General features: G+C 57.5%; 24 protein-coding genes. 16 read left to right on the top strand and 8 right to left on the bottom strand.

Going from position 1 to position 25,563, the window contains the following annotated elements; all coding sequences use genetic code 11:
• Positions 1-66: 66 nt before the first annotated feature.
• The 3 genes from IB241_RS11230 to IB241_RS11240 form a co-directional block, all read right to left on the bottom strand.
• A complete protein-coding gene (locus tag IB241_RS11230; protein ID WP_192298457.1) occupies positions 67-498 on the bottom strand; it encodes an acyl-CoA thioesterase in 432 nt (143 codons plus the stop codon).
• A gap of 23 nt (positions 499-521) precedes the next feature.
• On the bottom strand, positions 522-2,459 hold the full coding sequence (locus tag IB241_RS11235; protein WP_192298458.1) for an ATP-dependent DNA helicase RecQ: 1,938 nt from the start codon (positions 2,457-2,459) through the stop codon (positions 522-524).
• A gap of 232 nt (positions 2,460-2,691) precedes the next feature.
• The gene (locus IB241_RS11240) at positions 2,692-3,867 is read right to left on the bottom strand and encodes a tetratricopeptide repeat protein (protein ID WP_192298459.1); all 1,176 of its coding nucleotides are present in this window, start codon (positions 3,865-3,867) and stop codon (positions 2,692-2,694) included.
• Positions 3,868-4,042: 175 nt separating this feature from the next.
• Here IB241_RS11240 and IB241_RS11245 point away from each other — a divergent pair, with 175 nt between their 5' ends.
• The 8 genes from IB241_RS11245 (at position 4,043) to IB241_RS11280 (ending at position 10,825) form a co-directional block, all read left to right on the top strand.
• Positions 4,043-4,213: a YhfG family protein gene (locus IB241_RS11245; protein ID WP_017737561.1), complete on the top strand. Its 171-nt coding sequence runs from the start codon at positions 4,043-4,045 to the stop codon at positions 4,211-4,213.
• A complete protein-coding gene (locus IB241_RS11250; protein ID WP_192298460.1) occupies positions 4,213-4,812 on the top strand; it encodes a putative adenosine monophosphate-protein transferase Fic in 600 nt (199 codons plus the stop codon). Before IB241_RS11245 ends, IB241_RS11250 begins: the two co-directional genes overlap by 1 nt.
• A gap of 282 nt (positions 4,813-5,094) precedes the next feature.
• Positions 5,095-5,571, top strand: a complete 477-nt coding sequence (locus tag IB241_RS11255; RefSeq protein WP_192298461.1) for a hypothetical protein — start codon at positions 5,095-5,097, stop codon at positions 5,569-5,571.
• Positions 5,568-6,203: a DUF1493 family protein gene (locus tag IB241_RS11260; protein ID WP_192298462.1), complete on the top strand. Its 636-nt coding sequence runs from the start codon at positions 5,568-5,570 to the stop codon at positions 6,201-6,203. Before IB241_RS11255 ends, IB241_RS11260 begins: the two co-directional genes overlap by 4 nt.
• A 269-nt stretch (positions 6,204-6,472) precedes the next feature.
• Entirely contained in the window at positions 6,473-6,829 is a 357-nt protein-coding gene (locus IB241_RS11265; protein WP_192298463.1) for a DUF1493 family protein, read from the top strand.
• A 184-nt stretch (positions 6,830-7,013) separates the two neighbouring features.
• Positions 7,014-7,865, top strand: coding sequence for an EamA family transporter (locus tag IB241_RS11270; protein WP_192298601.1), 852 nt, complete (start codon positions 7,014-7,016; stop codon positions 7,863-7,865).
• 347 nt (positions 7,866-8,212) lie between these two features.
• Positions 8,213-9,274: a hypothetical protein gene (locus tag IB241_RS11275; protein ID WP_192298464.1), complete on the top strand. Its 1,062-nt coding sequence runs from the start codon at positions 8,213-8,215 to the stop codon at positions 9,272-9,274.
• Positions 9,275-10,825 (top strand): hypothetical protein, encoded by a 1,551-nt coding sequence (locus IB241_RS11280; protein ID WP_192298465.1) that lies wholly within the window; start codon positions 9,275-9,277, stop codon positions 10,823-10,825.
• Between the two features lie 43 nt (positions 10,826-10,868).
• On the opposite strand, the gene IB241_RS11285 is transcribed toward IB241_RS11280, so the two are convergent.
• Positions 10,869-12,410, bottom strand: a complete 1,542-nt coding sequence (locus IB241_RS11285; protein ID WP_192298466.1) for a phosphoenolpyruvate carboxykinase — start codon at positions 12,408-12,410, stop codon at positions 10,869-10,871.
• Between the two features lie 179 nt (positions 12,411-12,589).
• Positions 12,590-13,492, bottom strand: a complete 903-nt coding sequence (gene hslO, locus IB241_RS11290) for an Hsp33 family molecular chaperone HslO (RefSeq protein ID WP_192298467.1) — start codon at positions 13,490-13,492, stop codon at positions 12,590-12,592.
• Positions 13,493-13,596: 104 nt separating this feature from the next.
• Here hslO and IB241_RS11295 point away from each other — a divergent pair, with 104 nt between their 5' ends.
• On the top strand, positions 13,597-14,394 hold the full coding sequence (locus IB241_RS11295) for a phosphatase PAP2 family protein (protein WP_192298468.1): 798 nt from the start codon (positions 13,597-13,599) through the stop codon (positions 14,392-14,394).
• A gap of 24 nt (positions 14,395-14,418) precedes the next feature.
• Here the strand turns inward: IB241_RS11295 and IB241_RS11300 are convergent, their stop codons facing one another.
• The gene (locus IB241_RS11300; RefSeq protein ID WP_192298469.1) at positions 14,419-14,826 is read right to left on the bottom strand and encodes an RNA-binding S4 domain-containing protein; all 408 of its coding nucleotides are present in this window, start codon (positions 14,824-14,826) and stop codon (positions 14,419-14,421) included.
• 116 nt (positions 14,827-14,942) lie between these two features.
• On the opposite strand from IB241_RS11300, the gene IB241_RS11305 reads away from it, so the two are divergent.
• From IB241_RS11305 to rimK, 3 genes are read left to right on the top strand one after another with little or no spacing between them, the layout of a single operon-like run.
• Positions 14,943-15,722, top strand: coding sequence for an EAL domain-containing protein (locus tag IB241_RS11305; RefSeq protein ID WP_192298470.1), 780 nt, complete (start codon positions 14,943-14,945; stop codon positions 15,720-15,722).
• A 13-nt stretch (positions 15,723-15,735) separates the two neighbouring features.
• On the top strand, positions 15,736-16,218 hold the full coding sequence (locus IB241_RS11310; protein WP_225595425.1) for an ATP-dependent zinc protease: 483 nt from the start codon (positions 15,736-15,738) through the stop codon (positions 16,216-16,218).
• A complete protein-coding gene (gene rimK / locus IB241_RS11315) occupies positions 16,215-17,120 on the top strand; it encodes a 30S ribosomal protein S6--L-glutamate ligase (protein WP_122718247.1) in 906 nt (301 codons plus the stop codon). Before IB241_RS11310 ends, rimK begins: the two co-directional genes overlap by 4 nt.
• A 156-nt stretch (positions 17,121-17,276) precedes the next feature.
• On the opposite strand, the gene IB241_RS11320 is transcribed toward rimK, so the two are convergent.
• Both IB241_RS11320 and ompR read right to left on the bottom strand, forming a co-directional pair.
• Positions 17,277-18,590 carry an ATP-binding protein gene (locus tag IB241_RS11320; RefSeq protein ID WP_192298471.1) on the bottom strand — a complete coding sequence of 438 codons (1,314 nt, stop codon included), beginning with the start codon at positions 18,588-18,590 and terminating at the stop codon, positions 17,277-17,279.
• A 117-nt stretch (positions 18,591-18,707) separates the two neighbouring features.
• Positions 18,708-19,448: a two-component system response regulator OmpR gene (gene ompR / locus IB241_RS11325; RefSeq protein ID WP_017737550.1), complete on the bottom strand. Its 741-nt coding sequence runs from the start codon at positions 19,446-19,448 to the stop codon at positions 18,708-18,710.
• A 357-nt stretch (positions 19,449-19,805) separates the two neighbouring features.
• Here ompR and IB241_RS11330 point away from each other — a divergent pair, with 357 nt between their 5' ends.
• From IB241_RS11330 to tauA, 4 genes are all read left to right on the top strand, one after another.
• Positions 19,806-22,130: a Tex family protein gene (locus tag IB241_RS11330; RefSeq protein ID WP_192298472.1), complete on the top strand. Its 2,325-nt coding sequence runs from the start codon at positions 19,806-19,808 to the stop codon at positions 22,128-22,130.
• Positions 22,130-22,513, top strand: a complete 384-nt coding sequence (locus IB241_RS11335; protein WP_192298473.1) for a PaaI family thioesterase — start codon at positions 22,130-22,132, stop codon at positions 22,511-22,513. The genes IB241_RS11330 and IB241_RS11335 overlap by 1 nt, the downstream gene beginning before the upstream one ends.
• Before the next feature lie 215 nt (positions 22,514-22,728).
• Positions 22,729-24,312 (top strand): glutamate--cysteine ligase, encoded by a 1,584-nt coding sequence (gshA, locus tag IB241_RS11340; RefSeq protein ID WP_192298474.1) that lies wholly within the window; start codon positions 22,729-22,731, stop codon positions 24,310-24,312.
• Positions 24,313-24,573: 261 nt separating this feature from the next.
• Positions 24,574-25,551, top strand: a complete 978-nt coding sequence (gene tauA / locus IB241_RS11345; RefSeq protein ID WP_192298475.1) for a taurine ABC transporter substrate-binding protein — start codon at positions 24,574-24,576, stop codon at positions 25,549-25,551.
• The last annotated feature ends 12 nt before the right edge of the window (positions 25,552-25,563 follow it).

Genomic DNA, 25,563 nt, shown 5'->3' on the forward strand with positions numbered 1-25,563 from the left:
CTGACCCACCGCTATCGCAGGCAAGCCAGCTCCCACATTTGATTTCCACGGATCGCGAGATTGCGATCAGGCCACCAACCGCTGCAACGCCACGCGCAACACCCCCGCAATCGGCACCGGCTGGTTCGACCCACGCTCCACAAACACATGCACAAAGCGCCCCGCCGCACAGGCTTCGTCCTCGCCTGCCTTGAACACCGCCAACTCGTACTGCACCGAACTGTTGCCCAACTTGCCCACCCGCAAGCCAATGTCGATGCGCTCGGGAAAGGCAATCGACGCGAAGTAATCACACGCCGAACTCACCACGAACCCCACCACTTCGCCGTCGTGAATATCCAACCCACCCTGTTCGATCAGGTAGGTATTCACCGCCGTGTCGAAAAAGCTGTAGTAGGTCACGTTGTTCACATGGCCATACACATCGTTGTCGTGCCAGCGCGTGATGATCGGCTGGAAGTGAAGGTAATCGGCACGTTGTGGCACGGAATCAGGCATAGGGCTCACCTCTAAAGAAGGGTTCAAAGCGCGTTCAAATGGACCTCGGCCCACTCGCGTACCTCGGCATACGGATAATCTTCCAGCGCAGCAAAGCCCGGAATACCCCGCGCTTTCAACTTGGTAAACAACGGTACGCTGATCCCGCCGAGGAACCGCGTCAGGCGTTCCGCTTCGGGCAATTGGCCGGTGTGCTGATGATGCCTGTGGATAAAATCACCGCACAGCCCCATGAAGTTTTTATCCACAAGCGGCGGCAAGGCCGGCGGCGGCGGTAAGTGCGCCACATCACCGTGGCATACCGAACAATGCCCACAGCGCTGCGGCGCGTTTTCATCGCCAAAATACTGCGCCAGGCGCTGCCCCAGGCAGCGTTCGGTGGCGAACAGATCAAGCATGGCGTGAATCCGTGCCACCTCACCGATCTCGTGCTGCTTGAAGCCTGTGTATAACTCGGCGCTCAAGGCCTGTGGGTCGAAATCCGTATCGAGCAGGCTGTAGACCTCGGTCATCTGCTTGCTTTCCAGCTCGACCAAGCCCTGTTCCTGGAAGTAATCCAGCGCCTTCACCACGCGGTCGCGCCCGGCGTTGTGTTGTTGATAAAGCGCGTCGAAGTCCACCGTCGCCCAAGTCCTGGCCCGCTTGCACACCTGGATAATCGCCGCGACAAACTGCTGCCGCTCGCCGGAAAAACGCGCCAGCAGGGCTTCGGGTTCGATCAGGTACTTGAAGCGGTATTCGGCATAAAACGCATAGCGCGGCGCGATCACGCCCTTGAGTTCCAACTGCACCAGCAACGTTTTCAGCGGCAGCTCGCGGATGTTGCTGTGGTCCGACAGCGAGCGCAGCAGGAACTCCCACTGCCCGTCACCCCGCGCGGCCTGCAGCTCGTCGAGCACACGGCGAATGCCGTCCCGCTCCGGCGTGTCGCCATAGACGAAGTTTTCCAACACGTTGAGGCTGTCGCGGTTGGCCAGTACCAGGCAATCGGACGGTTGGCCATCACGCCCGGCGCGGCCGATTTCCTGACTGTAGTTCTCGATGGACTTGGGCAGGTCGAAATGCACCACATTGCGGATGTCGCTCTTGTCGATGCCCATGCCAAACGCGATGGTGGCGACGATGCAATTGGAGCGCCCGCCCATGAAGCGCCGCTGGATACCCTCGCGCTTATCGTGAGGCAAACCGGCGTGATACGCCTCGGCCTGGATGCCATGGCGATTGAGATGCTCGGCAATCTGTTCGGCGGTTTTTTGCAAGGTGACGTAAACGATGCTCGGCTGGCCCACCCGCTCGCCCATCCACTGCACCAGTCGGCGGCGCTTGTCTGCACCACTGACGGGTTCCACCAACAGGTTGAGATTGGGCCGGTAGAAGCCCGTGGTGACCACATCGTCCGCAGCAATGGCGAACTTCGCCTGCATGTCGGCAATCACCTTGGGCGTCGCTGTAGCCGTCAACAGCAGGGCTTGTGGGATATTGAACTGACGCTGGTAGTCCGGCAGCTTCAAATAGTCCGGACGGAAGTTATGGCCCCATTCGGAAATACAGTGCGCCTCATCCACCACCAACAGCGAGATCTGCACGCTTTGCAAGAAGTTGCGAAAGCGCTCGTTCTTCAAGCGCTCCACGGAAATCATCAGGATCTTCAACTCACCCGAACGCGCACGCGCCATCACATCATTCGCGTCTTCGCGGCTCTGGGCCGAATCGATGCTGCCTGCCGAAATGCCATGGCGTTGCAGGAAACCCAGCTGGTCCTGCATCAGCGCCAGCAGCGGCGACACCACCAGCGTCAGGTGCGGCAACAGCACTGCCGACAGCTGATAACAAAGGGATTTGCCGGAGCCCGTGGGAAAAATCGCGGCAGCAGAACGGCCGGCCAGCACGGCGCTGACCGTTTGTTCCTGGCCCAAACGAAACTGTGGATAACCAAAGACCTGCTGGAGGGTGTCGTGCATAAGCTGTCACTCCATTGACCGCTGAGTTGGCTCAAAAACATAGCCCGCAAATCTCAGCGCATCGAGAAAGGTCGCATGGAAAAAAGAGACAGGATGATACACAGGGCGGGGATGGCCCAGGGCCGAAGTGGGATGTTTCACCAGGTTTTGCAGGAACACCACAAACCAAATGTGGGAGGGGGCCAGCCCCCTCCCACATTGTTTAGATCTGTATTTCTGTATTACCGGTGAATCAGCGGTTTTTCACCCGCTCAATCGCCGTGTCATACACCGGATTGGCCTTCTGTTCCTTGGCCAACTGGTAGTGACGCAACGCATCCTGGAACTGCCCGGCCGCTTCATAGATCCGCGCAATGTTGTAGTAAGACCCTGCACGCACGGTAGGAGCATTCGCACCAGTCGCCAAAGCGATGGCCTTGCGGTTGGCCCAGATCGACTCGGCGGTGTTGCCAGCCTTCTGATAGGCCAGGCCCAGGTTGCCGTAGGCCTTGCCGAAGCCATTGTCCAGCTCGATGGCTTGGCGGAACAGGTCGATCGCCTGGTCCAGCTTGCCAGCCTGGTAGGCCGCTTCACCTTGCAGGTTAAGACGTTTCGCATCGGTTTGTGCGGAGGAGCTGACCGCCACTGCCGAGACCGCCACGCTGTCATCCAGCAACGGCTTGACTTCGTTCAGCACGTTCGCCGCGTCCACAGTCACGCCGGTGAAGGTGTTGATGTCCTGGAAGTCGCCGCTGCCGGTCATGCGAAATACTGTCCACAGGTTGCCGGTGCGGTTCTGCGGCACGTAGTAGGTACGTACCAGCGATTGGCCCATATACACAAACACCTTGGCCTCGCTGTTGGACAGCTGGCGCGAGCTTGGATTGCTGCCGTTGGTGAAGTCATGCACCGCATACACGTAGCTTTCGCCGTAGTGTTTTTTCTGCAGGGTGATGGTTTCCGGGCCGTAACTGTCAACGTCGTCCACGTCCAGCTCGGCGTCGGTACCTTGCTTGTTTTCGAAGTAGATATTGTTGCCGGGGAAGATCATGTGGGAATCGAGGTCTTCCGGGGTCTTGCCCCACGTCAGCACCACACGCAGGCCGTCGAGGTTTTCCATCACAGGGCTGACCGCATAGGTCATCCCCTTGCACGGGCACTTCACCACCAGGTTGGAATAGCCAGGCTTCTTGATGATCAGCAGGCTGCTGCCATCATCGGCGCCTTCGCTGGTGAGCGTCACCTGGCCTTGCGCGTTGGTACGACCCACCACGTTCTGTGCGCCGTTGCGTTGCAGCAGCACTTCGGCGTCAGCGATTTTCTGATCCTTGACCACCGCGCTGAGCACTTCGATCGGCAACTGTTCGGCCTGGACGGAAAACGCTACCGCACACAATGACATCGCCGAAGCGACACGCAGCAAACCCATGCTTAACTCCCTTTAAGTAGTGGGCGGAATCGCCCTACAAGATTTTGCGCTGCAACATACGCTGAATTCAGCGGGCTGGCAGTTTATTTGTACAAAATGTGACGTGGTTTTTATCGCGCCTGCCCTCGGAAGCATTGCGCTACAATCAAGCCTTGCTACCCAGGAGTACGCTGCGATGAGCGAACTGACGTTTGAGCAAAAACAGGATCATTACCACAAGATCCGCCGTTCCAATTACCTGGCCAGCCTGCGCCTGGAAGGGTTCGACACCCAACCGGCCGACGTCGACAAACCCCTGCCGACCCGCGAAGCCGTCCTTGCCAAGTACCGCGACACCCCACGCTGATGCTCGACAAATACGGGGTGGGCCAGGACCCGTACTGCTATCCCGGTAGCAGCGTGCTGCGCAACCGCCTCGATTTGCACGACGAAGCCCGCCTGCACCAGGCTGAGCGGGAACTCTCCGAAATCGCCGTAGGCAACCTCCCGCTCTTCTCTCCGCCCTACGACCTCGACCGCCTACAACATATCCACCGCACCCTGTTTGGCGACCTCTACGACTGGGCCGGTGAGTTGCGCAGCGTCAACATCCAGAAAGGCGACACCCTGTTCTGCACACCGGAACGTATCCCACCGGAAGCGGCGAAAATCATCCGGCATATGGAAGCGGCCAACTGGTACGTCGGCGCAACCCAGGCCGAGCTGGTAACGCAGATTGCCGAGGCGTACGGCGACCTCAACGTTATTCACCCCTTCCGCGAAGGCAACGGGCGGGTGCAGCGGATTTTGTTTGAACAGATCATCGTGAATGCGGGGTTTTCAGTGAACTGGTGGCTGGTGAAACATGCCGCATGGGTGCCGGCGAATATTGATGCGGTGGCGTGTGATTACCGGGGGTTGGAGGCGATTTTTGAGCGGTGTATCAGCAGGCCTGCCAACAACTGATCAACCACACCTGTGGGAGCTGGCTTGCCTGCGATAGCGGTGTGTCAGCCTGCCCTTCCATACCTGACACACCGCCATCGCAGGCAAGCCCGACTCCCACAATTGGCGCGTTTTTCCTGTGAAACCACTGCCAAGCTACCAACGCCGGACGCCGCTGTAAGAAACCGCCAAACACCGCGCCATCCGCTTCCGAAACTGCTTAAAACACTCACGCGCCCCTCTACAAAACCCATATTCGCCTGTCCGAAACTAGCGCCCTTTCCACGGCCAGGACAAAACCCTGTGAACATCGAAAGGACTCAATACGTCGGCCACAACGGCGTCACTTTCACCGTGCTGCGCGTTACCGTTTTACCTGCCAATCGGAACGCGCTGGCAAACCTCTGCCTACTAGAAGCTGGCGCGTCCGCAAATGAGGTCCGCCAACAACTGCTGGATCTCTACGGAAAAATGCTTGCTCGTGATTTGCCTTGCGTGATGACTATCGCGATCACCAAACCGCTAACCCGACAGCAGGCGGACCTGTTCAATGAACGCGGGACCATCATCGCTTTGTTGCTAGCGGGGGCTTTCAGCGCGCCAATTCACCCATTTTCAAAACCCGTGGCACGCGTCGTTGCCACAACGGTGGGAGTGATCACCAAAAGCATCATTAGCACCTATCACGCAGGCGATGTGGTTATCGGAATTGAAGGGATAGGCCCCCAGCGCTCCATGTCTGCAATGGTTATCCCATTCATGGGGGGCATCACCCAATGATGGAGTACCTGCAGTGGCTGATTTTTATCGTGCTGAACGTTGTCATCGACAACAAAATACGCGCGCAAAACCTAAGGAAGTATGTCGGTTTGTCTCTGCTAGCCACAGGGCTGGCCTGTGCAATATGGCTCCCTTACTGGGCACACGAAGCCCAGTTGCCCAGCGTGCCGATAGGTGCAGTCCTATTAGGTTCGGGACTGTTCCTGGACCGCAACCGCTACAGTCGAACCCAATCCGCTCACCCACTGCTTGTGGCACCCACGCTTAACTTGGCCGCCAATTTCCCAGACGACCCCCTCATGCTCCATCTTCTGCAACTCGTACATGAAGATGTGGGCCTGCCCAAGCACCAGGCCATTAACCTCAATACCTCAATCAACCACGATCTCGGCTGTAGCAGTAGCGAGGCCAGACGATTGATGGCAGCGCTGAAACAAGATTTCGGTTTGAAACTCGGTGACTATAAAAACAACCGCTACTTCAAGCGCCGAGGTTTCGACGTCTATTTGCGATATGTAGAAAGAGGGTGCGAAGGCAAGACGCCACTCACCATCAACATGCTCTACCAAGCCATCAAAGCCAAACGCTGGGACTCTGAGACGCTCGAAGCAATCGGTTACCAAATGTCATGAATATCTATCTGCAAACAGCCCTTTTCCTCGGCCTTTACTTGCTGCTGCATCTACAAGTCACAGACCCCACCCTCAGAAAGCGTTTCGCACTCACATTTCTCGTGACCGGGCTCACTTTGACGTTCCTACTCCCCTACGTGGCGGTGATTCTCAGAATGTCCTTCCTACCTGTCTTCATATTCTTGATAGGCTTGGCACTCTTCATCACCCGCAACAAATACCGCCGGCAACATAACCATCCCCCTCACCCACTCCTGCGTGCCCCCACCATGAACCTCGCCCCCGACTTCCCCGAAGACCTCGCGATGCAGCAACTCCTGCAACTGCTGCACGAAGAAATCGGCCTGCCGAAACACAAGACCATCCGCCTGCAAACCTCGATCAACTTCGACCTCGCCTGCGACGGTGCAGAGGCCAAGCAGTTCATGGAAGCCGTTGAAGAGGAATTTGCGCTCGATATGGGCGACTACGACGCCTATCGCTACTTCAACCCGCCGGTGTTCGATGTGTTCCTGAAGCATCGCGCCAAGGGTCGCGGCGACAAAATCCCGCTGACCATCGGCATGTTGTACCTGGCGATCAAGACGCACAGATGGGACACACAGACCTTGGAAAACCTGAGCTGATTGAGCGCAGACCCAAAGCACAGCAACGTTCCAATGTGGGAGCGGGCTTGCCCGCGAATACGGAGTGTCAGCCAACACACCTCCAACTGAAACACAGCATACGCGAGCAAGCCCGCACATATTCGATCTGCGCTAATCTGGCGAGCCGCTGACAGAACAACAAGGACCTTACATGGACGTAACAATGGGCCTGCTGGCCGCTCTGCTCTGGGGCGGCACGGACTTTCTCGTGGGCCTCAACGCCCGTGCCGTCGGGGTCAAGCGCGCGGTGTACTTCGGCCAGGCCCTGGGCTTTTTGATCATGACCCTGTTGCTGGTCATCTTCCCGGCCTTCCTCGTCAAATCCCTCGATGCCGCGCTGAGCGTCTGGCTACTGGGCATCACCGCCGCCCTGCTCACCGTCTCCGGCGCTCTCGCACTGTCCAAGGCGTTCGCCCTGGGCAAGGCTGCCATCGTCGCACCGCTGGTGACCTCCTACGGCGTAGTCACCACGCTGCTGTCCTGGGCCAGCGGTGAACACATCAGCCTGACGCAACTGTGCTGCATCGCGCTGTGCGTGATTGGCGTGATCCTCTCCAGCATCCACAAGGACAACGACGTCCCTCACAACAACCCGCGGCTGTCCATCATCTACGCCATGCTCGCGGCAACGCTGTACGGCACCAGCTTCTGGCTGCAAGGCCGCTATACATTGCCGGCGCTGGGGCCGATCACCATGCTGTGGTTGGGTTACCTGGTGGGCCTGTGCGTGCTGGTGGTGATGGTGCTGAAGATCAAGGACGGCCTGAAAATCCCGCCGCTGAAAAACTGTGCGACGCTGACCGGCGCGAGCTTGATGAACCTGGGTGGGTTCTCGGCGTTTTCGTGGGGGGCGATGGCGGGGTCGGTGTCAGTGGTGACGGTGATCAGTACGTTGTCGGGGGGGATTGCGGCGATCTTGGGGTTCGTGTTTTTCAAGGAGCGCTTGTCGGCCGTGCAAATTCTGGGGGTCGTGCTGGTGCTGGTCGGGGCCGTGGTTTTGCACATCGCCGACTGACCTGTCGCGCACAAAAAACCGTCTGAAAGAGGCGGCTCTTTCATAACAACCGAATCCTAAACTTGGGATAGCCAGCCTTGATCGCATCTAAATGCTAGCAAAATGATGCTATTCCGGCTTAACCTCTTGAAGCGCTGTCCGAGCGCAGGCATAGCGACTAAATATTGGCGCTGCCCAAGGATGAAAGGAAAGAAAATGGATGCGACATACTGGATAGGGAAATCCGAAATAGAACGCCCTCCTCGACTTACAATCTACCTAGTCGATAACTGGTTAATACGCTCGTGCAAGTCCGCCGCCAAAGAACAAAATAACTCACCTTGTCAAATAATTTAAAGAGGCTCCCTATGGCAGTTCTTGATAGAAATAGCGTAATTAGCACGTGCTTTTTCCACGTGGACATTTTAAACAAAACAAAAGAGCAAATTGCCGGCGATCTTAAGAACCAAGATCTTGAGGTGTATCTCGAAACATTACTAGTAGAAATCAACGACAAAGAGCAAAAAAGGATTTTTGATTTCAGTGAGCCAGAGAGTGCCTTCAAACTTTCAACAAGGGTAGTATCAGATAGCGAAGACTTAAGCACCAATCTCGCTGGAGAGCAACTCGTACAAAAACTACTAGACCAAGAGATAATAACTAATGAGCGATACAAACATCTTGGAAAGAATGAGGGCGCCCATGTTAAAACAGGTAGTTTTTTACAGTTCATTTATAAAGAAAATGGAAACCTCCGATATCTTGGTGTAAAGGTCGACCATTTGGTCATTTTAGATGACATCGACTTCAAGAAAAGGAAAGGGCTAAGTTTAACCGAAAAAGTCTACAAAGCATTCAAGGTTGACTATAACGAAAAAAAGGCACCGACATGCATTAATATTTATGATTCAAAATCAGGACTTACCAAATACTGGTGGGCAGAGTTCCTTGAATTAAAGGAAAGAAACACAGATACATACAACACAACTACAGCTTGTACAGAAACGATAACAAAACTCGCCACATTGAAAAAAGACTTCCCTCAGGACTACACCATACTTAGAAATGCCACTGTTGCCGCCTTCAAAAAAGAAGGTTCGATGAACTATCTAGATTTTGTTGAAGACACAATATCAAAATACAAATCAGACAATGAAAAATTTGAAGAAGCCAAACAAAAAATAATCGTAAAACTTAAAGACCTCCCAAAAACAAAAGGTTTCGATACCGTATTTGAATTAGTACCTTCAGCAGTACCGTTTCGCAATACAAATTACAAACTCACAACCGAGATCTCCCTTTCTATCCGAGAAGGCATTAGCAACTTGTCTGAAAAAGTCTGGTCAGAAGTCACATCAGATGGGCGAGAGTTAGTGGTGATAGAATCAAAACTGGCTAAGCAGTTCAAAAGAAAAGAACGGGAGCTATAGATGCTAAACCTATCCGAACTTAAAAAAAAATCTAAAGCATTTGAAGCCCGCGACGTGCTTTCTAGATTTTCGCTGGACATGAGTTTGGAACAGCACTGCTGGCAGGACATTAACACCTTAGTGGCTCAACTGGCAGGAGTAGCGGCCAGGGATAGCTTTGAGTTTACGATTGATTTGGATGGCGCAGACAAAACAATAACATCCTGCGAACAGCCAAATATAGATGAACTGCAAAAACACTATCAGGAGCACAACGATGAAAACACAGGTTTAACGCTAGAACTCAAGATAAATAAAACACTTAGCGAAAGCACTTACTCCGTATACAACCTACAACTCTTCGCAGAGTTCATTTCATCCCAAAGCGTATTGAAAACTATAGAGCTCTTCAGTAGAAATATGGGAAGCCATCTTACATTCGAAGTATTCGAAGATATAACGCCTTTCGGAAGCGAGGTAATAAAATTCATAAAGCACGGCGAAAACATAAAATATAGCCAGCCACACACAATCAAAAGGCGAAACAAGCGAATCGAGTCCTTTAAAGAAGGCACCACATCAATAGGGCTGCCTAATAATTTTACGGCTGATGACTTCGAACTATCAACTCAAGAAAAAATAGATCCAAAGCTGGTAACTTTTTTCGAAACCTCAAAACTCGTTTACGCTCTTGCTTTTTTGTCTAACAGCACGGAGGTTAATGCAAACGGGGAAGTGCAGTTTAAATTTAACGGTTATAGATCCTTCGTCACAATTGCTCAGCGACCGGAGGACCTCAAAGAAAATAATAAAATCGCCTTCAAAATATATTCATGGGCTTTTGCAGAAGGCCCTTCCACCGACAAACTAGGATTAATCAGAAACATAATAACTTTAAATCATCAAGACCAAAGCCTTAATCTTACAAATAACACTTGGCACACAATTCAATCAAATTACGAAATATACCTAAAAGAAAATATAAGCCAATACCTTGAATTAAAGGGTAAATTATTAGAGTTCATATCCGAATTCAACAAGAGAGTTCTGGATTCGACCGACGGATTCATCAGCTCATTCCAAAATAGCACCGTAGCCTTTGTTTCATTCATAATTTCAGTCGTAGCCATTAACGGATTAAAAGACGCTGGCTCTGAAAAGATTTTTTCAAAAGAATATTTTTTAATATCCGCTTTCATTTGTGCAACTTCAGCTCTCTGGCTGCACTTCTCTAGAAAAGACACCCAAGATAGAATCACCCATATAACAACCCAGACTAAAAATTCAATTTTGACAAACTACAAAAACATTCTTAGCGAAGACGAATTGAACTTGAGCATTGAGCCTGCAATAGTAAGTATTAATATACATACAAAGGAGCGAATAAAAAAATATACAACTCTTTGGATTTTTACAATTGTTTTGTTTTTTCTTGTTTTCTCAATCGGGCTTGCAATCTCAACCGTTGACCCCATCTCTCCCAAGCCTAAAACTGACTTAATTTCTCCACCAACGATCAAAGATCAGATAAAGAAAGCACCTCTGCCTCAAACTAATCTTCTATCGACATAAAAAAGCCGCCTACAAGAGGCGGCTTTTTCACAACTACCGAATCTTACAACTGAGGACCGGCAGCCTTGATCGCATCGCTCACGTCAAACTTCTTGAAGTTCTCGATGAACAGACCTGCCAGCGCCTTCGCTGCTTCGTCGTAGGCAGCCTTGTCAGCCCAGGTGTTACGTGGGTTCAACAGGCCGGTCTCAACGCCCGGTACGGCCAGTGGCACGTCGAGGTTGATGGTGTCGAGGTGCTCGGTTTGTGCACCGACCAACGCGCCGCTCTGGATCGCTGCGATCACGCCACGAGTGGTCGGGATGTTGAAGCGGTTGCCAACACCGTAGCCGCCGCTGGTCCAGCCGGTGTTGACCAGGTAGACCTTGGAGCCGAAGCCGCGGATGCGCTTGATCAGCAGCTCGGCGTATTCACCAGCCGGACGCGGGAAGAACGGCGCGCCGAAGCAGGTGGAGAAGGTCGACTTGATGCCGCCGCCGGAACCCATTTCGGTCGAGCCCACCAGTGCGGTGTAGCCGGACAGGAAGTGGTAGGCCGCTTGTTCTTCACTGAGGATCGACACGGGCGGCAGAACGCCGGTCAGGTCGCAGGTCAGGAAGATCACCGCGTTTGGCTCGCCGCCCAGGTTTTTCTCGGAACGCTTGGCAACGTGCTCCAGCGGGTAGGCTGCGCGGCTGTTCTGGGTCAGGCTGACATTGGTGTAGTCCGCGTGCTTGGCATCGTCGATGACAACGTTTTCCAGGACGGCGCCGTGCTTGATGGCTTTCCAGATGACCGGCTCGTTCTTCTCGGACAGGTCGATGCACTTGGCATAGCAACCGCCTTCGATGTTGAACACCACGCCTTCGCCCCAGCCGTGTTCGTCGTCACCGATCAGGTAACGGCTTTCGTCGGCGGACAGGGTGGTTTTACCCGTGCCCGACAGACCGAAGAACAGGGTTACGTCGCCCGCTTCGCCGATGTTGGCGGCGCAGTGCATAGGCAGCACGTCGGAAGCCGGCAGCAGGAAGTTCTGCACCGAGAACATGGCTTTTTTCATCTCACCGGCGTAACGCATGCCGGCGATCAGCACTTTCTTCTGTGCGAAGTTGAGGATCACGCAACCGTCGGAGTTGGTGCCGTCACGCTCTGGCACGCACTCGAAGTTGGCTACGTTGAGCACTTGCCATTCATCGCGACCAGCAGGGTTGTACTTGGCCGGGTTGATGAACAGGCAACGACCGAACAGGTTCTGCCAGGCAGTCTGGGTGGTCATTTTCACGGCCAGGTAGTGGTCTTCGGCAGCCCCTACGTGAACGTGGGAAACGAAATGCTCTTGCGCATTGTTGAAGGCCTCGACACGAGCCCACAGCGCATCGAACTTGTCGGCCGGGAACTTGCGGTTGATCGGGCCCCAGGCGATGGCGTCCTGGGTGGTTGGCTCTTCAACGATGAAACGATCGACTGGCGAACGACCGGTGCGATGACCGGTTTCTACGACCAGCGCGCCAGTATCGGCAAGCACGCCTTCACCGCGCTGCAGGGCTTCTTTGACCAGATCGTCAACACTCAGATCGGTGTATACGGCGTTATTGGCTTGCGTCATGAGGTTCCCCGTCGGCCTATGGCCGAGTGCTCCAAACGTTTTGTAGTAGAAAGTTGCGCACTACTACCGCGAAAAAAGTGGGCCGGATTATGCCAGAAAAGCCCAAAAAGAGTAGGGCCCTCCCGTCAGAACTGCGCTAATCCGGCGTTTGTCAGGTGATTTACCTGTGCTTAAACGTTTTAGTGGCGGGTATCGGAAGGGGTGTCGATGCCTGCGCCAGCGAACAATTGGGCTACATCGGCGGCGTCAAACAGGTAACGTTCATTGCAGAACTGGCAGTCGATCTCGATATTGCCGCCGTGTTCCACCACCAGATTCTGTGCATCTTCCAGGCCCAGGCTGACCAGCGCATTGGCCGAGCGCTCGCGTGAGCAGCTGCAATTGAAGCGCAGGGACTGTGCGTCGAACAGGCGCACGGCTTCTTCGTGGTACAGGCGGTGCAGGATGGTTTCGTTGCTCAGGCCCAGCAGTTCCTCAGCCGTGAGCGTACCGGCCAGGGCGGTGAGGCCGCGCCAGCTTTCGGCGCGATCGTCGTCGTCCTTGATGCGGTCAGCCGGCAGTTGTTGCAGCAGCAGGCCACGGGCGCGATGGCCATCGGCGTTGAGCCAGAACTTGGTGCCCACTTGCTGGGACATCACGAAATAGTTGGTGAAGCAGTCCGACAGGGTCTCGCCGTCGAGGTCGACGATACCCTGGTAGCGCTGGCCTTCGGTCGGATCGACGGTGAGCGCCAATACGCCGTTGGGCATCAGGTCGGACAGGGTCGCGTCCGGGGCGATCTGGTCGGCTTCGTAACGGGCCAGGCCACGGATGTCGCGCTCGCTGGAGCATTCGATCATCAGCAATGGGACAGGGCCTTCGGAACGGGCCTGCAGGATCAGCAAACCGTCGAACTTCATGGTGCCCACCAGCAGCGCAGCCGCCGCCATCAGCTCACCGAGCAATTGCGCGACCGGCTCCGGATAGGGGTGCTTGGCGAGGACTTCGGCGTAGCTGCGCTCCAGCGAGACCAGTTCGCCACGGGCGTCGGTCTCGTCGAAGATGAAGCGTTGGGTGAAGTCGGTATCCGGTAGATCAGTCATAGGTCTGGGTATCTGAATTGATGACAAATTGATTACAAGGTTTATAGAATTAAACGCTTTAGCACTAATTTGGTGCGGTTTTTTAGAGCGATGGGGGACAGTTTATGAACAATCCGGGTTTGTTCCAAGCCAAGTGGAACCTCGGGCGATGGGCCGTTTGCAATCTACTCGCAATCGGACTGCTGTGTTTTTGGCTGTGGCCCACGGGCCAGATGCTGTGTGTGGTTTTCGACGAATGGCTGTTTCATCTGCTCAATGATCCGCTGGCAACCCACTCAAGCTGGCTGCACGTATGGGCCGTGGCCAGTCTGCGACCGTTTGATGCAGTGGTCGGCGTGATTCTGCTGATGCTGCTGATTCGCGGCGACTGGGTCTTCAACGCCGTGCAGGTACGCCAGGCGCTGTTAGGTTTTGTCGGCATTTTGTTGCTGTTGCTGTTTATCCGCATGCTGTTTTCCAAACTCGCGGCACACATGGGCTGGCAACACAGTAGCCCGTCGATGGTGATCAGCGGGGCCATTCAGATGAGCGACTACTTTCCCGGGCTGGAGAAGACCTGGGAGCTCAAAGACCGTTCGAGCCAGAGTTTTCCGGGGGACCATGCCTCGGTACTGTTGATCTGGGCGATGTTCATGACGGTGTTCACCAAGCGTATCGGCCAGGTGCTGGTGATCTGGGGCCTGGCGCTGCTGTTCATGATGCCGCGCCTGGTGGCGGGTGCGCATTGGGGGCAGGACGATTACATCGGTGGTGTATTGCTGGCGCTGTTGGCTTTGGGGTGGGGGTATTACACGCCGTTTGCGGCGAAAGTATCGCAGGGGTTGCTACGGGTGACGGCGCCGGTTTTCGGACTGTTTCAGCGCGTGCCACTGATCAGCCGCCTGAGCGTCATGCACCCGTAATACGTAGGATTGCCCGAGCCGGGGTTAGTCGTCATTGCCGCTGCCGCGAAACTTGAACAGATCGCGGCGCTGCTTCTTGCTCGGCTTGCCATCGGTGCTCAGGCCCATGGCCCCGGCCTTGCGCATCGCCGCCGCATTCTCGCGCTTGGCGATGCTGGCTTCGGTCTCGACGTAGAGCGTCTGCGCTTGCGGCGCGCCACGGCGCACGATGGACAGCGCCTGGACCACCACGGTCTTTTCATCAAACCCCGTACGAATCTGGAATTCGTCGCCGACGCGCGGTTCCTTGCCCGGCTTGCAGCGTTCACCGCGATGGTGCACCTTGCCGCTCTCGATGGCGGCCTTGGCCAGGGCGCGGGTTTTATAGAAACGCGCGGCCCACAACCACTTGTCCAGACGGACCTTCTCTTCCTCTTCCTGCTTTTGAGCCACTTGAATTCCCCGCTCTGAAAAATGTCGCAACTTTACCGTTGAACCCCTTCGACGCATAAACCCTTGGGCTCACCTAAGATACGCCAGGTAGCAACCTGTATTGCGAGGATTATGCCGTGACCGATTTCCCCATTTCACTCACCTCGCCCAACCAGCGCTGCACGGGTTGCCAGGAAAGCGAGCCCCTGGGCTTCGATTTTTCCTTCGCCTATCAACCGATTGTCGACCTTCGCGACCGCTCGATTTTCGCCAACGAAGCGCTGGTGCGCGGGGTTAATGGTGAAGGTGCGCTTTCGGTGCTGGAGCAAGTCAACGAGACCAACCGCTACCGCTTCGACCAGCGTTGCCGGACCCAGGCCATTGCCGGCGCCGCGGCCCTGGGGATGCAAACCCACCTTTCGATCAACTTCATGCCTAACGCCGTCTATCGCCCGGAGCTGTGTATTCGCAGCACCCTGGAGGCCGCACGTGCGCATAATTTCCCGCTGGATCGGCTGGTTTTCGAGACGCTGGAAAGCGAGCATGTAGATAACTATCGCCATTTGACGAATATTCTGCGTGAATACCGCGAATTCGGCTTCAAGACCGCCATCGACGATTTCGGTGCGGGCTATTCGGGGCTGAATCTGCTGGCCGATTTCCAACCTGACCTGATCAAACTCGACATGGCGTTGATTCGCGATGTCGATCAGGACCGTGTCCGTCAGGTGATCGTCCGGGGGATTGTCACAATCTGTGAGCAGTTGGGGGTTACTGTCATCGCCGAAGGCATCGAAAGTGCCGGCGAGCGTGACTTCCTTTCCGACTGTGGAATATTTCTGATGCAGGGATACTGGTTCGCCAAGCCCGCATTCAAAGCCTTGGCTGAGGTTTCCCCTCATGCCTGGGCGAATTGATCGGTTACCCATATTGAAGACATTTGACCATTTGACCGTTGTCGGTCTGCGTGAGTGGGTGGCACTTCCCGACCTGGGAGTGGCAGGCCTGCGCGCAAAGATCGACACCGGCGCCAGCACCTCAAGCCTGCACGCCACCGACATCGAGCCGTTTGAGCGCGACGGTGAGCAGTGGGTGCGCTTTACCGCGCACCTGGGCAGTGTGGTGCAACTGCGTCACCGCCGCTGCGAAGCGCCGCTGGTGACGATGAAAACCATCAAGAGCTCCAACGGTCATGCGCAGGTGCGCTATGTGATCAGCACCACCCTGGCGCTGGGTGATCGGGTCTGGCGGGTGGAGTTCACCCTGGCCTGCCGTAAAGCCATGCGTTACCGCCTGTTGCTCGGTTCCAAGGCGCTGATTGACGGCCAGTTGGTGGTCAATCCAAGCGTCAAGTACGTTCAAGACAAGCCGGTGTTCCCGGTCTCTACTATTTCTGCCCCAGGTGCTGCATGAAGATTGCTGTGCTGTCGCGAAATCCGCGTCTGTATTCCACCCGCCGCCTGGTTGAGGCCGGCACCGAACGTGGCCACGAAATGGTGGTGATCGACACGTTGCGTGCCTATATGAACATTGCCAGCCACAAGCCGCAGATCCACTACCGGGGCAAGCCGCTGGAGGGTTTTGATGCGGTGATCCCGCGCATTGGCGCATCGGTGACGTTCTATGGCTGCGCAGTGTTGCGCCAGTTTGAAATGATGGGGGTGTTCCCCCTCAATGAATCGGTTGCCATAGCGCGCTCACGCGACAAGCTGCGTTCACTGCAATTGCTCTCGCGCCGGGGCATCGGCCTGCCGGTCACCGGCTTTGCCCACTCCCCCGACGACATCCCCGACCTGATCGAAATGGTCAACGGCGCGCCGCTGGTGATCAAGGTACTGGAAGGCACCCAGGGTATCGGCGTGGTGCTGTGTGAAACCGCAACGGCGGCCGAGTCGGTGATCGAAGCCTTCATGGGCCTCAAGCAGAACATCATGGTGCAGGAATACATCAAGGAAGCCGGCGGTGCGGATATTCGCTGCTTCGTGGTCGGCGACAAGGTGATTGCGGCGATGAAGCGCCAGGCCAAACCGGGTGAGTTCCGTTCCAACCTGCACCGTGGCGGCAGTGCCAGCCTGATCAAGATCACTCCGGAAGAACGCATGACTGCGCTGCGGGCTGCCAAGGTCATGGGGTTGAGCGTGGCGGGTGTGGATATATTGCGCTCCAACCACGGGCCACTGGTGATGGAGGTAAATTCATCCCCAGGGCTGGAAGGGATCGAGACCACCACGGGCAAGGACGTGGCGGGGATCATCATTCAGCACCTGGAGAAGAATAGTGGCCCGAACATGACGCGGACCAAGGGCAAGGGCTGATCAAACACGGCGGTTGAAACGCCGCAACCCAATGTGGAAGCGGGCTTGTGTGGGAGCGGGCTTGCTCGCGAATTCGATAGATCAGCCAATACATGTGCAAGCTGATCCACCGCATTTGCGAGCAAGCCCGCTCCCACATTTGAATGGTGTTGCTGCCTAGACCGCATCCCGGGGCAACATCAGCCCCAACGGCAAGCGCACCCGCGCTTCCAGGCCACCCTCTTCACGGTTGCGCAACTCAACATTGCCGCCATGCATCGAAGCAATCCGCCGCACAATCGCCAGCCCCAGGCCAGTGCCTTTGCCACCCCGGGCACGGTCGCCACGGGTGAACGGGTTGAAAATGCCTTCCAACTCGTCCGGGTCGATGCCCGCTCCCCGGTCCATCACACTCAGCACCACATAAGGCGCCGCGCTGTCGCCGGAAACGTACGCCGCCACTTCCACATCCGAACCCGCGTGATGCAAGGCATTGCCGATCAGGTTGTTCAACAGGCGCTTCATCGACACCCGGCGCAACGCAAACGGCTGGATCGGCTCAAGGCGCATGCGGACCTGTTCGCCATTCTGGTTATAGGGCGCCACGACTTCACGTACCAGATCCGTCAGGTCGACTTCCTCCAACACTTCATCACGGCCATCCCGGATAAACGCCAGGAACTGGTCGAGAATCGCGTCCATGTCTTCGATGTCACGGACCATGTCATCGGTCAGGTCGTTATGGTTGCCCATCAGCTCCAGTGACAGCCGCAATCGCGTCAGCGGCGTACGCAGGTCATGGGACACCCCCGCCAGCATCAGCTCGCGTTCACGCCCGGCCTGTTCGACATCCTCCGCCATCTGGTTGAACGCGCTGTAGACCTCGGTCATCTCACTGGGCGTGTCGCTGACCGGCAGGCGCACACTGCGCCCCTGGCCCAGTTGCCGGGCGGCAAACACCAGGCGTTTGAGCGGCTGGTTGAGCTGGCGCACGAAAATCCACGCAGACGCGGTTGAAAGCAGCCCGATCGCCAGGAACCAGCCCAGCACGTTCCAGATCTTCTGCCCCCGCAGCGGATGCGGATACAGCGGCACTTTCAGCCAATCCTCACCCAGGCTCGGCGCCCTCACCCATAACGCCGGCGATACATGCATGCGCAGCCGCACCTCGGTGTCATCGCCCAGTTCGGCCTGCATCTGGCGCTGGTAGATCTCACTGTAAGGCCAGTGCTGCTCCCCCTCGGGCACACCTGCGCCCGCCACACGGACCAGAGTGGCAGCCTTGGCGATCTTCTCGCGGTTCTCGGGGTCGGCGGCCCAGTAGGCGCGCAGCGTCAGGGCCACCCCGTGGCTGTATTGTCGGTCCACTAGCACGTCTTCGTTCATCAACAGATAAACCAGCGTGAGTGCCTTGGAAAACAGAACGACGATCAGCACCAGCCAAAGGGTGCGGGAGAAGAAACTTTGCGGGAACCACAGCGGGGTTTTCATAGGAAACAGCTAGACACCTTGCAGGAACGAGCGGCGCTCGCAGAATTGCAGACGCCGGGCACCCCGTCGACTCTCATGGAGCCGAACGCCAGGATGCCCGCCCCTGCAAATCATCGGTCACTTGGTTGCAGTGCCATCCGGCACAAACACATATCCCACGCCCCACACCGTCTGGATGTATCGCGGCTTGGACGGGTCCGGCTCGATCATCCGACGCAGACGGGAGATCTGCACATCGATGGAACGCTCCAGGGCGTCCCATTCTCGGCCACGGGCCAGGTTCATCAGCTTGTCGCGGGTCAGCGGTTGGCGCGCGTTCATCACCAGCGCCTTGAGCACGGCGAACTCGCCGGTGGTCAGCATGTGCACTTCATCGCCACGCTTGAGCTCACGGGTCGCCAGCGACAGTTCATAGTCGCCAAAGGTGACGCTTTCGTCTTCACTGCCCGGCGCGCCTGGAACCGGCGGAGCCTGGCGACGCAATACGGCCTTGACCCGCGCCATCAGCTCGTCGGGGTTGAACGGCTTGGCCAAATAGTCATCGGCGCCCAGTTCGAGGCCCTTGATGCGGCTCAGCTCATCGCCCTTGGCGGTCAGCATGATGATAGGAATCTGATTGTTCGCGCTGCGCAGGCGTTTGCAGGCGGTCAGGCCGTCTTCGCCAGGCAACATCAGGTCGAGCACGACCAGGTTGAATACTTCACGCCCCAACAGGCGGTCCATCTGCTCGGTGTTCGGCACCGCGCGGGCACGATAGCCCTTGGAGTTGAAGAAACGCTCCAGCAGGCTGCTCAGCCCCGGATCGTCGTCAACGATGAGAATTTTTTCGCCTTCAGCAGTTTGTGCAGTGCTGCTCATTGGATGCTCCTCTTATCTCGGCGCGCATTATGGCCTAGCTGCCGTTATACGCACCGTGTGCATTGTTAGCAGATTTTTCCTCTACCGACAGCGAACCCGCGCCCTGCAACCTCCAGGCGCAGTACCCCCCAAGGGCAGAACGCTGGTTATAATGCGGCGCCTTTGTGCAGGGCAACGTCAGATCGTTACCGTTTACTGCCAGGCTTTTTTTACCCGCTTGTCGTGATTTTTTCGATTTCGAGGGTCAATAGGCTGCCTCTTGACCCAGGTAGCGGCGCCAGTCGGGCCGCTCAACCAGCCTTGCCGGGCCTTGTTTTCCGGGCCTGCGAGCTGCTTTTCAGAATTTCAGGTGGTTTTATGGACAGCATCAACAGCCGCATCGCCGAGGAACTCGGCGTACGCCCACAACAGGTCGAAGCGGCCGTCGCTCTACTGGATGAGGGCTCCACCGTGCCCTTCATCGCCCGTTACCGTAAAGAAGTGACCGGCAGCCTCGACGACACCCAACTGCGTCACCTGGAAGAGCGCCTGCGCTACCTGCGAGAACTCGACGAACGGCGCATCAGCATCCTCGCCAGCATCGAGGAACAGGGCAAGCTGACCCCGCAGCTGGAGCGCGACATCAAGCTCGCCGACACCAAGACCCGCCTCGAAGACCTCTACCTGCCGTACAAGCAGAAGCGTCGCACCAAGGGCCAGATCGCCTTGGAAGCCGGCCTGGGCGAACTGGCCGACGGCCTGTTCAACGACCCGACACTGACCCCGGACACCGAAGCCGCACGCTTCATTGATGCCGAAAAAGGCGTCGCCGACGTCAAGGCCGCCCTCGAAGGCGCCAAGTACATCCTCATGGAGCGCTTTGCCGAAGACGCCAGCCTGCTGGAAAAACTGCGCACCTACCTCAAGCAGGAAGCGATCCTCAGCGCCCGCGTCATCGCCGGCAAAGAGGAAGAAGGCGCCAAGTTCCGCGACTACTTCGAACACGACGAACCGCTCAAGAGCATGCCGTCCCACCGTGCGCTCGCCATTTTCCGCGGCCGCAACGAAGGCATTCTCAGCTCCGCGCTGAAAGTCGGCGACGAGCTGCCGGGCACCATGCACCCGTGCGAAGGCATGATCGGTCAACAATTCGGCATCCAGAATCAGAATCGTCCTGCGGATAAGTGGCTCGGTGAAGTCGTGCGCTGGACCTGGAAGGTCAAGCTCTACACCCACCTCGAAACCGACCTGCTCGGCGAGCTGCGCGACGGCGCGGAAACCGAGGCGATCAACGTGTTCGCCCACAACCTGCACGACCTGCTGCTGGCCGCCCCGGCCGGCCCGCGTGCCACACTGGGCCTCGACCCGGGCCTGCGTACCGGCTGCAAGGTCGCGGTGGTCGACTCCACCGGCAAGCTGCTGGACCACGCCACCGTGTACCCGCACGTGCCGCACAACAAGTGGGACCAGACCCTCGCGATCCTGGCCGCGCTGTGCGCCAAGCACGCGGTAGACCTGATCGCCATCGGCAACGGCACCGCCAGCCGCGAGACCGACAAGCTGGCCGCCGAACTGATCAAAAAATACCCAGCCATGAAGATGACCAAGGTCATGGTCTCCGAAGCCGGCGCATCGGTGTACTCGGCGTCGGAACTGGCCTCCAAGGAATTCCCGGACCTCGACGTGTCGATCCGTGGCGCGGTGTCGATCGCTCGCCGTTTGCAGGACCCGCTGGCCGAACTGGTGAAGATCGACCCTAAATCCATCGGCGTCGGCCAGTACCAGCACGATGTGTCGCAGCTCAAATTGGCACGCGGCCTGGATGCGGTGGTGGAAGACTGCGTAAACGCCGTGGGCGTGGACGTGAACACCGCCTCCGTAGCCCTGCTGGCGCGTATTTCCGGGCTCAACGCGACCCTGGCGCAGAACATCGTCACCCACCGTGACGAAAACGGCGCGTTCAAAACCCGCGCCGCGCTGAAAAAAGTCGCACGCCTGGGCGAGAAAACCTTCGAGCAAGCCGCTGGTTTCCTACGCGTAATGAACGGCGACAACCCGCTGGACTCCTCCGCCGTCCACCCGGAAGCCTACCCGCTGGTGCAACGCATCGCCGCCGAGACCGGCCGCGACATCCGCTCGCTGATCGGCGACGCCGCGTTCCTCAAGCGCCTGGACCCGAAGAAGTACACCGATGAAACCTTCGGCGTACCGACCATCACCGACATCCTGCAAGAGCTGGAAAAACCTGGCCGCGACCCACGCCCCGAGTTCAAGACCGCCGAGTTCCAGGACGGCGTCGAAGACCTCAAGGACCTGGAACTGGGCATGATCCTCGAAGGCGTCGTCACCAACGTGACCAACTTCGGTGCCTTCGTGGACATCGGCGTGCATCAGGACGGTTTGGTGCATATCTCTGCGCTTTCGGAGAAGTTCATCAAGGACCCACGCGAAGCGGTAAAAGCCGGTGACGTGGTCAAGGTCAAGGTCATGGAAGTCGACATCCCGCGCAAACGCGTCGGCCTGTCGATGCGCATGAGCGACACCCCCGGCGAAAAAATCGACGGTGCCCGTGGCGCCCGCCCAGGCTCGGCGCCACGCCAGTCTCAAAACAGCGCACCACGCAAGGAAACCGCCACCGCCGCGCCAAGCAACAACGCCATGGCCTCGCTGTTCGCCAACGCCAAGCAGTTGAAGAAACGTTGATGCAAATCCCGGCCGGGTTGACCCAGAGCGCCTTTAGCGAACTGATCGGCTGCCGCCTGCAACGCCTTGAAGAGGGCGTTGCCGAGGTGGCCCTGACCCTGGAGCCGCACCTGCGCAACCGCGCGGGCAAGCTCCACGGCGGGGCGATTTTCAGCCTGGTGGACATCACCATGGGGCTGGCCTGTTCCAGCAGCCATGGTTTCGACCAGCAGAGCGCGACCATCGAGTGCAAGATCAACTACATCCGCGCCGTCGAAGACGGTGAGGTGCTGTGCACCAGCCGGGTGATTCATGCCGGCCGACGCACGTTGGTGGTCGAAGCGGATGTGTACCAGAGCGACAGACTTGTCGCAAAAGCACAGGGCACCTTCGCTGTCCTATAGCTCCCCACCCTCGATTTGAGTTAATTTCGGCGCTGCACTAAACAGCGTCGGAATTTTCTTGCTGCGCTATAGCCAAATTCATGGAGTGAAGTCGGCTTTTTCAGAGCGGGTCAAATCGACTCTAGACCAGGCGATAACGCCAGTTTTAACTTCACCCTTGTAGACCGTCTTGCCCACCCCCATATTGGGGCGACTGACGCGTGAAGGAATCCAACTTGAGCGAACTTCTCAACCGCCGCCTGGCTCTGCTCGGCAAGCGCGAACACCTCTCCCTGCTGGAGCAGTGCCTGCACGGCATCGAGCGTGAATGCCTACGCGTCACCGGCGAGGGTCGCCTGGCACAAACGCCGCACCCCGAAGCCCTGGGCGCCGCGCTGACCCATGAACAGATCACCACCGACTACTCGGAATCGCTGCTGGAGTTCATCACTCCCGCCCTGCCAGACCCGGCCGATACCCTGAGCAGCCTGGACAAGATCCACCGCTTCGCCTACACCAAGCTCGGCAGCGAATACCTGTGGAGCCCTTCGATGCCGTGCCCGTTGCCGGCCGAAGAAGACATTCCGATTGCCTACTACGGCACCTCCAATATCGGACAGCTCAAGTACGTGTATCGCAAGGGCCTGGCCCTGCGCTACGGCAAGACCATGCAGTGCATCGCCGGTATCCACTACAACTTTTCCCTGCCGGAACAGTTGTGGCCGTTGCTCAAGGAGGCTGAAGGATTTGTCGGCACCGACCGCGATTACCAGTCCACGGCCTACATCGCGCTGATCCGTAATTTCCGGCGCTACAGCTGGCTGCTGATGTACCTGTTCGGCGCGTCGCCGGCCCTGGACGCGGGTTTCCTGCGCGGTCGCTCGCACCAGCTCGAAGTACTGGACGCCGACACCCTGTACCTGCCGTACGCCACCAGCCTGCGCATGAGCGACCTGGGTTACCAGAGCAACGCCCAGGCCGGCCTCACGCCGTGTTACAACGATTTGAACAGCTACACCGACAGCCTGCGCGAAGCGGTGGCAACGCCCTACCCGCCCTACGTCGAAATCGGCACGCACAAGGACGGTGAGTGGGTCCAGCTCAACACCAACATCCTGCAGATCGAAAACGAGTACTACTCCAACATCCGCCCAAAACGTGTGACCTACACCGGCGAGCGGCCGATCCAGGCATTGATGGCCCGTGGCATCCAGTACATCGAAGTGCGTTGCCTGGACATCAACCCGTTCCTGCCGATGGGCATCGACCTGCCGGAGTCGCGTTTCCTCGACGCATTCCTGCTGTACTGCGCGCTGAACGACAGCCCGCTGTTCGCCAGCAACGAGTGCGGCAACGCCACGTCCAACTTCCTCAGCGTGGTCAAGGAAGGTCGCCGTCCGGGCCTGCAATTGCAGCGTGAAGGTGCGCCGGTGGACATGAAGGAATGGGCCACCGAGCTGCTGGAGAAGATCGCCCCGTTGGCCGCGCTGCTGGATCAGAGCCACGGCATCAACGAGCACAGCCAGGCGTTGGACGCCCAGTTGGCGAAGGTCCAGGACCCGTCCCTGACCCCGTCGGCCCAGGTGTTGGCGGCGATGGCCGAGCGTAAAGAGAGTTTTGCGCAGTTTTCCCTGCACCAGAGCCAGGTGCATGCCGAGCATTTCCGCCGCAAACCGCTGCCGGCCGCAGAGCAAGCACACTTTGAAGAACTGGCGCGCACGTCGCTGGCACAGCAGGCAGAGCTGGAGCAGAACGAAGTGGGTGACTTTGACGTGTTTGTGGGCTCGTACCAGGCGAGCATTTTGGCGATCAGTAACTAAAGGTCGCACCCAAAACCCTGTGGGAGCGGGCTTGTGTGGGAGCGGGCTTGCTCGCGAATGCGGTGTGTCAGTCGATGACTCTGTTAACTGACACTCCGCATTCGCGAGCAAGCCCGCTCCCACATTTGGCTTGCGCCCACTCAAGATTGACGCTGCATTCTCCTCATAAGCTAATTCGAAAATGTTATTTATTTTCGGATTCTTAGATCATTTAGTCTCCTCACACGCCGATCCTCGGCCGCCTGATTGAGGAGCTTCCCCTTGAAACTATTGACCCCTCTGCGCCTGTTGGCCGCACTGTCCCTGGCCGGCGCCAGCCTGTTTGCCCAGGCGGCGGATGTGACCATCGCGTACCAGACCACCGTGGACCCGGCCAAAGTCGCCCAGGCCGACGGTGCGTACGAAAAAGCCACCAACGCCAAGATCGACTGGCGCAAGTTCGACAATGGCGCCGACATCATCGCCGCCATCGCCTCCGGCGACGTGCAGATCGGCTACCTCGGTTCCAGCCCGCTGACCGCTGCCATCACCCGCAAAGTGCCGGTGGAAACCTTCCTTGTCGCCACCCAGATTGGCGGCGCCGAAGCCCTGGTGGCGCGCAACGGTGCAGGGATCAACAGCCCGCAGGACCTGATCGGCAAGAAAATCGCCGTACCCTTCGTCTCCACCGGCCACTACAGCCTGCTGGCCGCGCTGAAGCACTGGAACATCGACCCGTCGAAAGTGACCATTCTCAACCTCGCGCCACCGGCGATCATCGCCGCCTGGAAGCGTGGTGACATCGACGCCACCTACGTGTGGGACCCAGCCCTGGGCGTGGCCAAGGAAAACGGCAAGGTGCTGATCACCTCCGGCGAACTGGCCAAGTTTGGCGCACCGACCTTCGATGCCTGGATCGTGCGTAAGGATTTCGCCGCCAAGCACCCGGAAATCGTCACAGCCTTCGCCAAAGTCACTCTGGATGCCTACGCCGCCTACCGCAAAGACCCACAAGCCTGGCTCGCCGACAAAGGCAATGTCGACAAGCTGGTGAAACTCTCCGGCGCCAAGGCCAGCGACATCCCGCTGCTGCTGCAAGGCAACGTCTACCCGCTGGCAGCCGACCAGGTGACGCTGCTGGGCGCGCCGACCACCAAGGCCGTGACCGATACCGCTGCGTTCCTCAAGGAGCAAGGCAAGGTCGACGCCGTACTGCCGGACTACGCCCCGTACGTCAGCGCCAAGTTCATCACCAACTGATTCAGGGAGTTC

The sequence above is a fragment of the Pseudomonas sp. PDM05 genome, assembly GCF_014851685.1.
Taxonomy (GTDB): Bacteria; Pseudomonadota; Gammaproteobacteria; order Pseudomonadales; family Pseudomonadaceae; genus Aquipseudomonas.

Bases quoted from the DNA above. Each gene is read 5' to 3' on its own strand.
- IB241_RS11245 (WP_017737561.1), top strand. From the start codon at position 4,043: ATGAGCGAACTGACGTTTGAGCAAAAACAGGATCATTACCACAAGATC.
- IB241_RS11265 (WP_192298463.1), top strand. From the start codon at position 6,473: ATGAACCTCGCCCCCGACTTCCCCGAAGACCTCGCGATGCAGCAACTC.
- IB241_RS11275 (WP_192298464.1), top strand. From the start codon at position 8,213: ATGGCAGTTCTTGATAGAAATAGCGTAATTAGCACGTGCTTTTTCCAC.
- IB241_RS11320 (WP_192298471.1), bottom strand. From the start codon at position 18,590: ATGAAAACCCCGCTGTGGTTCCCGCAAAGTTTCTTCTCCCGCACCCTT.
- IB241_RS11270 (WP_192298601.1), top strand. From the start codon at position 7,014: ATGGGCCTGCTGGCCGCTCTGCTCTGGGGCGGCACGGACTTTCTCGTG.
- IB241_RS11295 (WP_192298468.1), top strand. From the start codon at position 13,597: ATGAACAATCCGGGTTTGTTCCAAGCCAAGTGGAACCTCGGGCGATGG.
- IB241_RS11250 (WP_192298460.1), top strand. From the start codon at position 4,213: ATGCTCGACAAATACGGGGTGGGCCAGGACCCGTACTGCTATCCCGGT.
- ompR (WP_017737550.1), bottom strand. From the start codon at position 19,448: ATGAGCAGCACTGCACAAACTGCTGAAGGCGAAAAAATTCTCATCGTT.
- IB241_RS11335 (WP_192298473.1), top strand. From the start codon at position 22,130: ATGCAAATCCCGGCCGGGTTGACCCAGAGCGCCTTTAGCGAACTGATC.
- hslO (WP_192298467.1), bottom strand. From the start codon at position 13,492: ATGACTGATCTACCGGATACCGACTTCACCCAACGCTTCATCTTCGAC.
- IB241_RS11285 (WP_192298466.1), bottom strand. From the start codon at position 12,410: ATGACGCAAGCCAATAACGCCGTATACACCGATCTGAGTGTTGACGAT.
- IB241_RS11235 (WP_192298458.1), bottom strand. From the start codon at position 2,459: ATGCACGACACCCTCCAGCAGGTCTTTGGTTATCCACAGTTTCGTTTG.
- rimK (WP_122718247.1), top strand. From the start codon at position 16,215: ATGAAGATTGCTGTGCTGTCGCGAAATCCGCGTCTGTATTCCACCCGC.
- IB241_RS11330 (WP_192298472.1), top strand. From the start codon at position 19,806: ATGGACAGCATCAACAGCCGCATCGCCGAGGAACTCGGCGTACGCCCA.
- IB241_RS11260 (WP_192298462.1), top strand. From the start codon at position 5,568: ATGATGGAGTACCTGCAGTGGCTGATTTTTATCGTGCTGAACGTTGTC.
- IB241_RS11230 (WP_192298457.1), bottom strand. From the start codon at position 498: ATGCCTGATTCCGTGCCACAACGTGCCGATTACCTTCACTTCCAGCCG.
- IB241_RS11280 (WP_192298465.1), top strand. From the start codon at position 9,275: ATGCTAAACCTATCCGAACTTAAAAAAAAATCTAAAGCATTTGAAGCC.
- IB241_RS11240 (WP_192298459.1), bottom strand. From the start codon at position 3,867: ATGGGTTTGCTGCGTGTCGCTTCGGCGATGTCATTGTGTGCGGTAGCG.